The organism is Polaribacter marinaquae (assembly GCF_038019025.1).
Classification (GTDB): Bacteria; Bacteroidota; Bacteroidia; order Flavobacteriales; family Flavobacteriaceae; genus Polaribacter; species Polaribacter marinaquae.
This window is the reverse complement of record NZ_CP150496.1, coordinates 2,260,553-2,275,025: the sequence shown is the minus strand read 5'-3', so window position 1 is coordinate 2,275,025 and position 14,473 is coordinate 2,260,553. Positions and strand designations below refer to the sequence as shown.

The window sequence follows — 14,473 nt, the reverse complement described above, 5'->3', positions numbered from 1 at the left end:
GTTTACTTCTTTTTATTAATTTTTACAACCATTCCGTCGAAAGCTCCTGGTAAAGTTTGTGTTAAAATTTTTGCATCATTTTCGATTCCTTTAATCACAACTTTATCTGTTCCAAAATATACTGGTTGTACAGAAACTAAGCTCAAAATACTATCGTTTTTAACTGTGTAAACTGCGGTATTATCTATTAATAATTTTCTAGGAATTTCAATTGCATTAGATTCTGATTTGGCTACTAAATTTGCTTCTAAAAACATTCCTTCTTTTAGATCTTTATGTTTTACATCTATAAACGCTTTAATTGTTTGCGAAACCTGATCTACTTTACCGTTTACTCGAACTACTTTACCTGTATATTCTTTGGTTTTCTCTAAATTTGTTAGTGTTACAGAATTGCCCACTTTTAGTAAATCTGCAAATTCAGAATTTATAGAAACTTCCATTTCATAAACACTTGGGTCGATAAATTCACCCAACTTTTGCCCAACTCTTACCAAAGAACCCGGACTAACTAATGCTTCTGTTAAAATACCAGAAAAAGGTGCTCTAATTTTATATTTAGACAAACGAACTTCTAAATTTTTTACATTGTAATAAGCTGTTATAATACCTCTACCAGAAATAAAATACTTTTCTTTATCCGAAGAAAACTCAGGAATTTTAGGTGTAGAATTGTTCATATTAAAACCCTTCAAATAAGATTCCCATTTGCTAAACTCGTTAGGATAATCTAATCTTAAATCTGGTAAAATAGCAGTAATTAAATTATATAAATTACTTTTTTGAGATTGTAAACTAGCGTAAAACTCGTCATTATTAAGACTTAAAAGCGTTTCGCCTCTATAATAGTTTGTACCTGGTTTAAATAATTTATTTGAAGTTTTTAAAACACCTTGTACTTCAGAGAAAATTTCTATTTTATTTTTTGCAGTTAAGTTACCGCTAGCAGATAAAATAATAGGAATTTCTTTATTCTCTACATTTTCTACAAATACCGTTTTTATCTGTTTTTTAAATTTTGGTTTTGGTTTTTGATTCTTATCAATAAGGTAATTTCCTAATAATATTGCTCCTGCAATACTTAATACTCCTAGAATGGCTAGAATAACTTTTCTCATAATTGGTTTCGTTTCACTTTTTAATAGTTCGTAAAAAGTTTTCTTGTGGTTGGCACAAAGATACTTTTTATGACTCTAGCTATTTGGTAAAGTTTAAAACCAACTATGTTAAAGAAACGTTATAATTTACTAATAAAATTAGTTCTTCTAGAAACTCACTTTTTTTTAGCATCTTTATATCATCTAAAAATATATAAATGTCTTCTAATAAAAGGATTTCTCGTGCTTTTAAAAATGCTAAAAGAATTTGTTTTAATACAGATTCTAAATTTGTGTTTTTTAGTGATTCTCATAGAGGTAACAATGGCTTTGCAGACGATTTTGCTAGAAATAGAAATATGTTTAAGCATGCTTTAGAACATTACTACACTAATAATTTTACTTATATAGAATTAGGTGATGGCGATGAGTTATGGGAAAACAGACGTTTTGAAAGAATTTTTAGAGCAAACAAACACATTTACATGTTGCTTAAAAAGTTTAATGATGATAATAGGTTGCATTTTATTTGGGGAAACCATGACATGAAATACAAAAACCCGGCAACAATTCGTAGGAATTTACATTATTATTACGACTCTGTAACAGATACACAAAAAGAGCTACTAATTGGTGCCTCTTTTTCTGAAGCAATCGTTTTAGAAGATGAAAATAGCGGAAAAGGGATTTTTTTATTACACGGACATCAAGCAGATTGGTTTAATTATGTTTTTTGGAGATTGAGCAGTTTTTTAGTAAAAACACTATGGAAACCATTACAAATACTAGGTTTTTCAGACCCTACAAGTCCGGCTCAAAATTTTAAAGAACGTATAAAAGTAGAGCACAAACTAGAAAAATGGATTATGGAAAATAATAATCAAATGATGATTACCGGACACACACATAGGCCACGTTTTCCCGATAAAAGTGAAATCCCTTTTTTTAATGATGGTAGCTGCGTACATCCAAGATCTATAACGGGTATAGAAATAGAAAACAACGAAATTACACTTATAAAGTGGCACATAATAACCAACAATAATGGCACAATGCAAATAAAAAGAACCATTTTAGAAGGGCCAGAAAACTTAACACATTATATAAATTAATTTGATTTGTTGCACAAATACAAATACGGCACTTTATTTCTCTTCTATTGATGAAATTCCGTCTGAAACCTTAAAAGAGTTAGGTTGTTTAGACAACTTATATTTTAATCCTAAATTTTTAAAATCTTTAGAGATAAATCATCCAAAAATTACATTTTCTTATATTATTTTAGTTGATAATTTAAAAAATCCTATTGCTTTTGCTAGTTTAAAAATAGTAGATTTTCACTTAAAATCTATAAAAGATAATTTTGATTTTTTAAAGAATATTGGCAGAAAACTGCATCTTTTTCCAGAAACAAAACCTTTAAAACTATTAATATGTGGTAATACATTTGTTAGCGGAGAACACGGTGTATTCATCAAAAATAATCAAGATAAAAAAGCTGTAGTTAAAGAACTAGCTGCTAGTATTTATCACTTTGTAAATTCTGATAAAAAATTAAAAAAACAAATTGATGCTTTTTTAATAAAAGACTTTGTCGATGCTTCTATAAACATAACAAACAAGTTAAAATTATACAATTATCATCCTTTTTCAGTAGAACCAAATATGGTTTTAAAATTAGATACAAATTGGTTAAATTTTGATGATTATTTAGCTTCATTAAAAACAAAGTTTAGGGTAAAAGCAAAAAAAGCTTTTAAACTGAGTAAAGAATTGGTAATTGAAGATGTTACGCTTGCATCCATAGAAAATATTTTACCTAAAATAAAATCCTTGTATACCAAAGTAGCTACCAATGCTAGTTTTAATTTGGTAGATTTCAATTTAGAAACTTACATAAGTTTAAAAGAAAAACTAGGTGAAAATTATATTTTAAAAACCTATTGTTTAAACGGTGAAGTGGTTGGTTTTATATCTGGTGTTATTAATAAAAATGCTTTAGATGCACATTTTGTTGGTATCGATTATCGATTAAATAGAGCGTATGCTATTTACCAAAGAATGCTTTATAATTATATAGAAATTGCCATAAAAAACAATTTAAACACTATTAATTACGGACGAACAGCAAGCGAGATTAAAAGTTCTGTAGGCGCAACCCCACAAAATTTAACAATGTATCTTCGTCATAAGAAAACTATAAAAAACAAAATTTTAAAGTTATTTTTGCAAAGAGTTCAACCAACACCGTTTCAACAAAAATTTCCTTTTAAAAAACAAAGTTAAATGCAAACTATACAAGAATTAATAAAACTTTTAAATCTAGAAAAAGTAGGAGAAAATATATTTAGCGGTAATAGTTATACTATTGGTAGCCCGCAAGTTTTTGGCGGACAAGTTTTGGCACAAGCCGTTAATGCTGCACATAGAACAATTCCAGAAAATAGATTTTTACATTCTTTACATGGTTATTTTTTAGAAGCAGGAGATTTAAAGGTTCCTATTAATTATAAGGTTGAAGAAGTTAGAAATGGCGGAAGCTTTTCTACAAGAAGAGTAACTGCAATACAACATGATAAAACCATATTTATACTTGCAGCTTCTTTTCATCAGCAAGAAGAAGGTTTTGAGCATCAAGCTAATTTTGATAAAGACATAAAACAACCCGAAGAACTTTTAAGTTGGGATGATATGTTGGTTAAATTTGGAGATTTCTTACCAAAATCTACTAAAGAATTTTTAAACGTTAAAAGACCAATAGAGTTTAAACCTATTAGAGTTCCAAATCCTTTAGATCCAAAAAACTTGCCACCTACAGAGCAAGTTTGGTTTCGCTTAAAAGGTAAACCTGAAAACCTAGATTTTAGAACAAAACTAGAAATCCTTACATATATTTCTGATTATAACATACTTAATGCAGCTTTTAATCCAAATGCAAGCAAGTATAATTTTGGGAACACGCAAACTGCAAGTTTAGATCATTCTATGTGGTTTTTTAGAGATTTTGACTTTAACGATTGGATGCTTTTTACAGCAGAATCACCAAATGCTTTTGGCGCTAGAGGTTTATCTAGAGGAAATATTTTTACAAGAGACGGTAAATTAATAGCATCTTTTGCACAAGAAGGATTGTTAAGACCTAAAAAGAAATAATTATGAACGATGCTTTATTATACATATTAACAACCAACGGTTTACTGTTTTTATTGAGTATAATTTTTTGGAAATTTCCACCCAAAAAAATTAATAGTATTTACGGCTATAAAACACCTAAAGCGATGCAAAATCAGCAAATTTGGGATTTTGCAAACAGCACTTTTAATAGAAGTCTGTTAATTTACGCAGGTTTGTCTTTTATTGCTTGTTTAGCTTTTACCACTTTATTAAACGCTAATTTAACTTGGCAACCAATGGCTTTTGTTTTTTTATCTGTAATTGTAAGTATCGTAAAAACAGAAAAAGCTTTAAACGAAAACTTTACGGATGAAGGAAAAAAGAAAAAGCTTAAAAAGTAGCCATTAAAGAAATTGATAAGTTTCTACCAGGAGAAGCAACACCAGAAGCAAATTCTATATAATGTTCGTCTAGTAAATTATCTAATCTTGCTTGCACAGACACATTATTATTAACATCATATCTACCATTTAAGCCTAAAGTAGCCCAACTTGGTGTGCCAAAGTAAATATCTGATGCTGTAGCACCGTTTTCGTTAACAATTGGTGTTAAATCGTGATTATCGATACCTTCTGTAATATTAAAATCTTCTATATCTTTTTTGGCATTGAATCTAACAGCTGCACCTAATTCTATTTTATTTACTTTATAGTTTACACCAAATTGACCAAATAACGGCGGAATAGAAGACATTGGTTCTTCTGTGTCGTAGGTACGTCCTTTAGTATAAGTAATAAAACCTGTTGTATTCCAAACATCAGAAATTTTACCTAAATAGTTTGCTGTAAACCCAGTAATATAAGCAGTTTCTTTATTTTGATTAGAAACAGCGTTCCCAAATTCGCCATCAAACTCTACTTGTTGTACACTACCGTCTGCGTTGTAAACAAAATCTCTTTGAATATAATTATCTAATAATGTGTAATAGATATTTGCACCAAATCGAAATCTTTTGTTATTAAAGTATTTTTGAATACCTAGTTCTGCACTATACGCATATTCTGGTGTAACATTGATATTTGGCACTGTAACATTGCCAGATTTTTCTCTAACTCTACCAACATCATCTATGTTAGGTGATCTAAAACCAGATGATAAAACGCTATTTATTTGCCAATTTTTATTAGGTTTAAAAACGTAACCTAAAGTTGCCGTAACTGCAGAATGATTTGCTTCAATATCTGTTTCTGGTAGCTGAATAAATGTTTGATCTATCCATTTTGCTTCTAAATGGGTGTTTGTAAATCTTAAGCCAGAGTTTAAAGTAGATTTAGCACTAAGATCTTGTCTATAATCAACATAAACAGCAGAACTCAAATAACTGCTTCCACCATCAGGATAACGAGATTGTACTTTAAAATTGTTAGAAAAACCATTAATTTGATTGTTTTCTATATTTAATTCTCTTCCGTAAGAATTTGAACCGACGTCGTTATAAGCCAATTCAAAACCATAAGAAAGTGTTCTTTTTTTATCTTCTGTTAAAGACACAGAAAAATCTCCATTCAAACTAAAAACATCTACAGATTCTTCTCTATAAGAACGCTCTAAACTACCAAATTTTCTTTGGATTCTACTTTCTTGCAGGTTCTGATACGCTGCAGTAATAACTCCTTTTTCTAACCAATTTTTGTTGGCATCAAATAATAATTGAGACGAAATTAACAATCTTTCTTGCGGACCATAATACCATTCTGCAAATTTTAACGTTCCGCCACTTAATTCTGTTAACCTGTCAAACCTTGGTATATTTGATGTAGTAGAGTATTGTAAATTAATTTTTAAATCTGCGTTTTTATTTAAAGGCACAAAAAACTTCTGCAAAACATCTGTTTGATTGTAGCCTGTATTTCTTTGCAAATTTGGATCTAAATTTGGTGTAGGATTCTCTTTATAATTTCCGTTAATATTTTCAGAGTAAAAGAATACTTTTCCCCAATCATCAAAACCATGCCTTCTATTTTCACCAGCTTTTAAATCGCCAAAATCACTATAAGAAACACTTGTTAAAGAAGCCCAATTTTTGTTTCTAATTTCTGCAGTAACATTTGTAGTAATTTCATGATTAACAGTAGAAAACCTAGAAAAAAACTGACTTTTAACTTCTTTTTCTTCTGATAACTTTGGTGTTTTTGTGTAATAATGAATTACACCTCCTAAAGCATCTGAGCCGTAAAGAACAGAGGATGGTCCGAATACTACTTCTGTTTTATCTAAAATATTTGGTGTAACCGTAATAGAACTTTGTAAATGTCCTTTTCTATAAATTGCATTATTCATTCTAACACCATCTACAACTAATAAAACACGATTAGATTCCATACCTCTAATCACCGGACTTCCACCACCAAATTGAGATTTTTGAACTTTTATACCAGGTATTGTTGCCAATAAATCTGCAGACGTTTGTGGTGATACATTTTGAATATCTTTAGTATTTAAAACTGCAACCTGTTCTGCTATCCTGTATGCTTTTTCTTCTTTTTTAAATAATGAAAGTACAACTTCATCTAACTGCTCTGATTCTTTTGCTAAAGAAATAACATAATTCTTGCTCTTTAGCACAGATTTTTTGACTCTTAAAACAGCATATGCTAAGTGAGAGAAAACAACATATTCGTTCTCTTTAAAATCAGAAACATCTACCAAACCAAACTTATTGGTAGTTAGATTAATTGTTTGGTTATCATTAAAAACACTAACATTTTTAACAATTTTACCTGTTTGCTTGTCTAAAACTTTAACTTCTTGTGCATAAGTTATGCCTGCGACAAAAAAAACGATTGTAAGTAAAAATTTCTTCATTAATTAAAAACTGCTTCTAAAATTTGTAATGATTTAGGTTTTCTAAAGCCATCCAAATGTAATTCAAAATATCTTATTATGGTTTTTAACACCATTTGTCTTTCATTTTTACTGAAAGACACGTTTTCTATACTATCAAAATTTATGCCTAACAGCTTTTTAAATTGATAAAATTCGTTACCAGAAATAACATTAGCGTCAAGCGTTGATTCTGAGAAACTTCCGTTTAATAAATCGAAGCCAAATAAAGAATCATTTGTAGTATCAGGATAAAAGCCTAAAAAACGAGAAGCGTTTAAAAGAAAAAGTAAATGAAAATTGGCAATTTTATCATGAGAATCTAACCAATTTAATCCTGCCTCTAAATAATTGTAAAAAGATGTATTACTTTCTTCTTCTTGAATACTGTTAGACAACACTTCAGAAATAAACAATACAACAGATTGCTTAACTATATCTCTGTAAATAGAAGTATACGGATTTAAAACCTGCACTTCTTTAAGTGTATTTAAAGTACTTTTATTATTATGATTTGCTACAATTGTTAATTGTGTTAAAGGTTGAAAATAAGCAACTTTAATTCCGCCTTTTTTTGCTTTTAAAATCCCTTTTATAATGTAAGATTTTACACCATCTTCATATGTAAAACATTTAACTATTAAACTAGTATCGCTATATTTTAAACTACTTAAAACAATAGCTTTTGTTTTAATTGCAGCCATTATTAGTTTACAATTGCTATTTTGGTTATTGAGGTTTCTGATGCATCATCATTAGAAAGTAGCACAATGTAAATACCAGAAGCAACTTTTCTACCAGATAAATTTTCTTTGTTCCATACTACCTTACCACCTTGAAGCTCTTGCCCTTCTACAATATTAGTTTCATAAACCAAATTACCTGCTACATCTACAATTTTAACATTTGTACCCTTTGGTAAATGTGTTCCATTTCTGCCATCTATTGTTACAGTTTCATGATTTTTTAAGACAGGATTTGGATACGCATAAACTTCACCTAAAACATCACCAAAAGGCGCAACTTTACTATTGTAAGCTACAATACCTTTATCTGTTGCAAAATATACTTTACCCGTAGAAGTATCTACGCTAATTTTTAATATTCGGTTAGATGGTAAAGGTGAATTTTGCTTACTAAAATTAGCCAATGTTGTTTGCCCGCTTGGGTTTGTGTAAATCACACCTCCGTTATCAGTTCCAATCCATTTATTATCTGCGCCATCAACAGAAATACTATTAATTGCTTGATCTCCTCCTAATTTTTTCGGAATTCCGTCATCTAAAATAATTACAGGATTTGCATTGGTAACTGTCTCTTCGAAAACTCCAGAAGCATTAGAATAAACTACCAAACCAGATTTTGTACCCAACCAAACTCTATTGCTTTTATCTACAGCAACAGTAACTACAGAAGCGTCTGGTAAATTACCCAAATTAGGTGTTGCTATTAAAGATTTTTTTCGGTTTCCGTTTTCATTAAACACAAAAACGCCGTTATTTCTAGAACCATACCAAATACTGTTGTTTCTATCTATTGCCATTTCGCTTAAACCAAATGCAGCATTGGTTTTTACAGAACTCATATCAAAACTAGACCATTGCCCATTAGTAGATAATTTTTTAAGTTCGTTTGGCACACCAATATTTGTTACCCATAAATTACCTTGGCTATCTATTGCAGAACCAACAACTCTAATAGTTACTCTGTTAGGATCTAATGCTTCTATATCTTGTAACGGACTATTTAATTGATTGTAAAATGTAGTAATTTCATCATTTTCTACAACCATTAAACCACCAGTAGCAACACTATTTGTGTTACTTGTATCGCCTAAAGAACTTATAAAAACTTTATTTTCTTGGTTAGGATCTATTGTAACATAACTTAAATCTGTTACCGGAAAACTAGGATTGTAGTTGGTATTTAACCAATTTTCTCCGTTAAAATGACTAAATCCTGCTTTGTTAAAAGTTGGCCCATACACAGAATTATAACCTCCGTAAACAATCCATAAATTATTATTTGCAGAAGCTATTGAAAAAGCATTGTTTGCTAACGGACCTTCTGGATGAATTTCTAAATAATTATTAGGGTTAGAAATATTTGATACCAAAACACCAAACTCTTTGGTTGCGATATAAACCAAATTATTTTCAAAAAAACTAGTGTTTACACTATAATCTAAACTAGAATTTGCACTAAAAGTTGCTTGAATTCCCATAGTTGTATTTAATACGACAACACTTTTACTTAAAGCAATATTTAAATGTGTTTCTGATGCTTTTGTTGCTAAAATATTTTCTGAAAAACTTTGTATTTGATTTAAAGCATTACCATCATATACATATAAATTTCTGTTTTCTGATACATACAAGTTATTTAAAAATGAGATCGATTTAAAACTTCTGCCATCAAATTGCTGCTCCCAATTATTATAATCTATTAATAAAGTACTGTTAACATCAGCTTTAAAAATACCAGAATCTGTAGCTGCGTAAATAACATCATTATTTACTAATGTTTCATTAATTTTTACTGATGTAGAATTGTTTCCTATAAAATAAGTATCGCCAAATTCTAATTTTTCTATATCATACACTACAATGGCAAAAGGTGTTGCTAAAAAGAGTTTATTACCGTGTTCTGATATATGATTGATACTTTTTTCTCCAGATTGACTAAAATTAACAATGTCTGATGAAATTGTAATAGAACCATCATTATCTACAACTTCTACCAAACCATTTTCGTAACCAATAATTAATCTTTGATACGTTTTATTATAATAAATTGATGTTGTATTCTCACCAGATAAACCTTGTACAGAAGATAGTTTATCAATATCGCCAGTTAAAACATTGTAGGTAAAAACAGCATTATCTGCCAACGCATAAATTACATTATCTACCTTTGTAAAATCTTTAACATTATTGTACGAATAGAAATCTTCCCAAGAATCACTGTAATCTGTTTGAGAAAATATTATCGAAGAGATAATGAATATATAAAGAGTTACTATTTTTTTCATGAAGATAAAATTAATAATCAAAGATATTTATTTATTGTTACAATAACGCTAAAACACATTACATTAGTACAAAATACAGCACGTTTTATGAGTATAGAAATAGAAAGAAAGTTTTTGGTAAAAAACTTAAACTTTAAAACAGAAAGTTTCGAAAAAAAATATATTAAACAAGGGTATCTAAATTCTGATAAAAACCGAGCCGTAAGAGTTAGAATTGCAGACGACAAAGCTTTTTTAACTATCAAAGGAAAATCTAATTTAGAAGGCACCACAAGATTTGAATGGGAAAAAGAAATTGATGTAAAAGAAGCCGAAAATTTATTTATATTATGCGAACCAGGCATCATAGAAAAGCATAGATATTTGGTTTCTTACGAATCTTTAACTTTTGAAGTTGATGAATTTAATGGCGACAATAAAGGTTTGATAATTGCTGAAGTAGAACTAACTTCTGAAAATCAAAAAATTGAAAAACCAAATTGGTTGGGTAAAGAAGTTACAGGAGACGTAAAATACTATAACTCAAATATTAGCAAATTTCCTTTTAAAAATTGGATATAAAAAAACCTCGAACTTGCTGTTCGAGGAAATTTAATAAACCTACCCCCTAAATAAATTTATAAATACTCAAAAATCCATTAACAAATGTTAACTTTTTTATGAGCGACACAAAATTAAAGTTTTTTTAACATTTAACAAAATAATTACCTTGTTTTAAGAATTTGTCATTAAATCATCAAAAAAACAAAACTAAATAACTGTAAAGCAGTCATTTATTAAGTTATTAATAAATTAACCTAATATTTATAATAGATTATATATTGATAAAAAATGACAAAAACTTCCTATTAAAACAAATAAATGGAAAATTGCATGATTATACGGCATCTTTCTAATGGAATATAAAACTGCACCAATGCTATAAGAAATACCCCCATAAAAAAGAAAATTTAAACTAAACGAAGACAGACTATCTATTAAAGGCGAAATAAAAAAAACTACTTGCCATCCCATAAGTAAATACATTGCGGTAGATAATTTATCAAATTTACCTGTAAAAAATAATTTGAGTATGATACCAATCAACGCAAAAATCCAAACAAATATAGCCATGTAATTACCTAGTGAAGAATCTAAACCTACCAAACAAAAAGGTGTGTAACTTCCTGCAATTAATACGTAAATAGCAGCATGATCAAATATATTTAAACGCCTTCTTTTTTTTGGATCTTTTGCTGCATGATAAAAAGTAGATGCGGCATACAACAATATCATGCTTACTCCATAAACTATAAAACTTGTAGGTTTCCAAAAATCATCATATTCAAATGCTTTTAAAATCAAAAAAGGAAAAGCAATTATACTTAACACCAAACCGAATCCGTGAGACAAAATATTTAGTTTTTCTTCGGTACTTGTATAAATAGGATTTAATTTTTCGTTCATTTTTTTCTATTTGTATCTTTCATATATTTTTTATCAGCCTGCAAAGCTTCAAAAATAATATTAAAGGTTTTATTTTTCAAAACCTTCATATCTTCTAACACGTTTAAACCTTTTGTTTCTATAAATTTAAACTGATGAACCCTTAAAACACCAGGCCTTCCTTTAAAAATATCCCAAGAAAAAAAACGCTTACAATCGTAATATACTTGCGGTACAATGGGTATTTCAAACTCGATAGCCAAACTAAATGCACCTTTTTTAAATGGTGCTAAAACAACATCTTCTTCAGGCACTAATCCTTCAGGAAAAATAGCCATACTTACACCGTTTTGTAGTCTTTTTTTAGCCATTTCGAAAACTCTTTTTCTACTTTCTACGCTCGATCTATCTACCATTATAACGGTTCTTTTATAGAAAAAACCAAATACTGGTATTTTAACCAACTCTTTTTTACCTACAAAAACAATGGGCCTTTTACTTAATACAATCAATACAAAAGGATCTAATAAAGAGGCATGGTTAGGACAAAACATATAACTTTTATCAACGTCTATTTTTTCATCCGCAGTTAAATCTATACGAAAACCCATTCCGTAAATTAAAATCTTAGAAATTAATCTAGCAAACTTCCAGAATATAGGATAATGTTCTTCTTTAATTGTAAAAATCAATAAAAAAGGAAAGAAAATTAAAAGTGAAACAAACATTAAAATGTAGAACCACAAACGCCAAATAAGTAATAACGGAATCTTAAATAATTTCATATCAATCAAAAATACTAATATTCTTTTTGTTTATTGATTATCCTTATCAAAACCTTATTTTTGTTTTTTAAAGAAGAATTATAAGTATTAAAACATACAATTAATGTCAAGAATTTTAACAGGTGTACAAAGTACAGGTACCCCGCACTTAGGTAATTTATTAGGAGCTATTTTACCTGCAGTAGAAATGGCTAACAACCCAGAAAACGAAGCTTATTTATTTATTGCAGATATGCATTCTTTAACGCAAATTAAAAACGGAGAAGAATTAAGAGAAAACACTTACAGTACTGCTGCTACTTGGCTTGCTTGTGGTTTAGATATTAATAAAACTGTTTTTTATAGACAAAGCGACATACCACAAACTACTGAATTAACTTGGTATTTAAGTTGTTATTTTCCTTTTCAGAGATTAACTTTAGCACATAGCTTTAAAGATAAATCTGATAGATTAGAAGATGTTAATGCAGGTTTATTTACATACCCAATGTTAATGGCTGCAGATATTTTATTATATGATGCAGAAGTTGTGCCTGTTGGTAAAGATCAATTACAACATTTAGAAATTACAAGAGATGTTGCAAGTAGAATGAACAATATTATTGGAGAAACGTTTGTTTTACCGAAAGCAAAAATACAAGAGCATACAAAACTAGTACCAGGAATTGATGGTGAAAAAATGAGTAAGTCTCGAAATAATACTATCAATATCTTTTTAACTGATAAAAAATTACGCAAGCAAATTATGGGTATAAAAACCGATAGTTTAGCTTTAGAAGATCCTAAAAACCCAGATACAGATAACGTTTTTGCTTTGTACAAGTTATTAGCTTCTGATGCTCAAATTGCAGAAATGCGAGCTAATTATGAAGGTGGTAATTATGGTTACGGGCACGCAAAACAAGCTTTGTACGAACTTATTTTAGAAAAATTTGCGACAGTAAGAGAACGTTATCATCATTATATGAATAACAAAAATGAAATTGATGATGCATTACGTATTGGAGCAGAAAAAGCAACAAAAACTGCAAATGACGTTCTTAAAAGAGTAAGACAAAAAATAGGGTACTAAGCTACTTTACTTTTATATATAATTAAAAAAATCCCTTAACAGAATTTGTTAAGGGATTTTTTAGTCTATAAACTAAGTATCGTTATTTTATTTTCATTGATTTTGCAATTGCCTCTAACTCGAATATAAAAGCTCTTTTATTAACAGAAGGCGCATATGTAAATCCTTCGAAAACTACAACCCTATTATTCTTTTTATCAATTACAGAATAATTTAAAAAAGGACCAGCCATAAAATCGTTTTTTACTTCCCATTTACCTCTCGTTTCAAAAGTTTTTTTACCATCTAAAACCATTTCAGAAGTAAAAGGAGTATACGCTTCTTCTGTAATCATGTGCATAGTTTCTTCATTTGTACCTGGTATGTACTTCTCTCCTATTTGGTTTCTAACGTTTACAATATTTTCGGCTACCTTATCTTCATCTTCTAGAGGCACACTGTACACTAAAATATTATTACTACCTGTTTTTGCAATACCACTTAATAAATGCTGTCTAAGCCATAAAAAGTCTCCTGTATCATCAACTTTATTATAATTATCTGGTGCCGTAAAAGTAATACCCAAGTTTTTTACAGTTTCAAATTGAGATTCATCTAGTTTTTTCTTTTCAAAAATCTTTTGAGTCATTTTGATATCAGAATCTATATAAGCATCCATAATTTCTTTCTTATGCTCATTAAAAACTTTACTTATACTCGCATCATCTGTACCATATACATACACAATTATTTGTGGTTGTGCGTATACATTTCTTTTAATATAAAATTCTTCTTTTTCACCTTCTCCAATAATCATGATGTTTCTAGAAACTTTCATCATGCTACCAAAGCCATTTGGCGCAATTTGAGACACAGAAAGAATAGGTTCTGCTTGTGGCAAACCAACTAAAATTTCACCAAAAGAATTTCTTATTTCAGAGCCTAAATCTCCGTTCCAATCACTTGCTTTTGTTACAACTAAAACTTTGTTTACTTTTCCTAAAGAATCTCTAAGTACATATTTGTCTGTACCTTTACAAGAAACTAAAACTAATGCGGTTACAAATAGTATTAATGCTTTTTTCAT

13 protein-coding genes are annotated in these 14,473 nt (G+C 29.2%); 6 read left to right on the top strand and 7 right to left on the bottom strand.

Annotated elements, in window-relative coordinates:
• Positions 1-2 precede the first annotated feature (2 nt).
• Positions 3-1,118: an efflux RND transporter periplasmic adaptor subunit gene (locus WG950_RS10375; RefSeq protein ID WP_340932157.1), complete on the bottom strand. Its 1,116-nt coding sequence runs from the start codon at positions 1,116-1,118 to the stop codon at positions 3-5.
• 197 nt (positions 1,119-1,315) lie between these two features.
• On the opposite strand from WG950_RS10375, the gene WG950_RS10370 reads away from it, so the two are divergent.
• The 4 genes from WG950_RS10370 to WG950_RS10355 are packed head-to-tail and all read left to right on the top strand — an operon-like array spanning position 1,316 to position 4,612.
• On the top strand, positions 1,316-2,209 hold the full coding sequence (locus WG950_RS10370; RefSeq protein ID WP_340932155.1) for a metallophosphoesterase: 894 nt from the start codon (positions 1,316-1,318) through the stop codon (positions 2,207-2,209).
• Between the two features lies 1 nt (position 2,210).
• Positions 2,211-3,383: a GNAT family N-acetyltransferase gene (locus WG950_RS10365; RefSeq protein WP_340932153.1), complete on the top strand. Its 1,173-nt coding sequence runs from the start codon at positions 2,211-2,213 to the stop codon at positions 3,381-3,383.
• Positions 3,384-4,250: an acyl-CoA thioesterase gene (locus WG950_RS10360; RefSeq protein WP_340932152.1), complete on the top strand. Its 867-nt coding sequence runs from the start codon at positions 3,384-3,386 to the stop codon at positions 4,248-4,250.
• A 2-nt stretch (positions 4,251-4,252) separates the two neighbouring features.
• Positions 4,253-4,612 (top strand): SdpI family protein, encoded by a 360-nt coding sequence (locus tag WG950_RS10355; RefSeq protein ID WP_077810379.1) that lies wholly within the window; start codon positions 4,253-4,255, stop codon positions 4,610-4,612.
• Here the strand turns inward: WG950_RS10355 and WG950_RS10350 are convergent.
• Genes WG950_RS10350 through WG950_RS10340 form a run of 3 tightly spaced genes read right to left on the bottom strand, consistent with a single transcriptional unit; the run spans position 4,602 to position 10,125 of the window.
• On the bottom strand, positions 4,602-7,076 hold the full coding sequence (locus WG950_RS10350) for a TonB-dependent receptor plug domain-containing protein (protein ID WP_340932151.1): 2,475 nt from the start codon (positions 7,074-7,076) through the stop codon (positions 4,602-4,604). The genes WG950_RS10355 and WG950_RS10350 overlap by 11 nt on opposite strands.
• Positions 7,076-7,798 (bottom strand): DNA repair protein RecO, encoded by a 723-nt coding sequence (gene recO, locus WG950_RS10345; protein ID WP_340932150.1) that lies wholly within the window; start codon positions 7,796-7,798, stop codon positions 7,076-7,078. Before recO ends, WG950_RS10350 begins: the two co-directional genes overlap by 1 nt.
• 2 nt (positions 7,799-7,800) lie before the next feature.
• The gene (locus WG950_RS10340) at positions 7,801-10,125 is read right to left on the bottom strand and encodes a hypothetical protein (RefSeq protein WP_340932149.1); all 2,325 of its coding nucleotides are present in this window, start codon (positions 10,123-10,125) and stop codon (positions 7,801-7,803) included.
• Positions 10,126-10,212: 87 nt separating this feature from the next.
• On the opposite strand from WG950_RS10340, the gene WG950_RS10335 reads away from it, so the two are divergent.
• Positions 10,213-10,686 carry a CYTH domain-containing protein gene (locus WG950_RS10335; RefSeq protein WP_340932147.1) on the top strand — a complete coding sequence of 158 codons (474 nt, stop codon included), beginning with the start codon at positions 10,213-10,215 and terminating at the stop codon, positions 10,684-10,686.
• 243 nt (positions 10,687-10,929) lie between these two features.
• Here WG950_RS10335 and trhA read toward each other — a convergent pair whose 3' ends face one another.
• Both trhA and WG950_RS10325 read right to left on the bottom strand, forming a co-directional pair.
• Positions 10,930-11,571: a PAQR family membrane homeostasis protein TrhA gene (trhA, locus tag WG950_RS10330; protein WP_340932146.1), complete on the bottom strand. Its 642-nt coding sequence runs from the start codon at positions 11,569-11,571 to the stop codon at positions 10,930-10,932.
• Entirely contained in the window at positions 11,568-12,335 is a 768-nt protein-coding gene (locus tag WG950_RS10325) for a lysophospholipid acyltransferase family protein (protein ID WP_340932144.1), read from the bottom strand. The genes trhA and WG950_RS10325 overlap by 4 nt, the downstream gene beginning before the upstream one ends.
• Before the next feature lie 103 nt (positions 12,336-12,438).
• Here WG950_RS10325 and trpS point away from each other — a divergent pair, with 103 nt between their 5' ends.
• The gene (trpS, locus tag WG950_RS10320; RefSeq protein ID WP_077810385.1) at positions 12,439-13,407 is read left to right on the top strand and encodes a tryptophan--tRNA ligase; all 969 of its coding nucleotides are present in this window, start codon (positions 12,439-12,441) and stop codon (positions 13,405-13,407) included.
• Positions 13,408-13,489: 82 nt separating this feature from the next.
• Here the strand turns inward: trpS and WG950_RS10315 are convergent, their stop codons facing one another.
• The gene (locus WG950_RS10315) at positions 13,490-14,473 is read right to left on the bottom strand and encodes a DUF4837 family protein (protein ID WP_340932139.1); all 984 of its coding nucleotides are present in this window, start codon (positions 14,471-14,473) and stop codon (positions 13,490-13,492) included.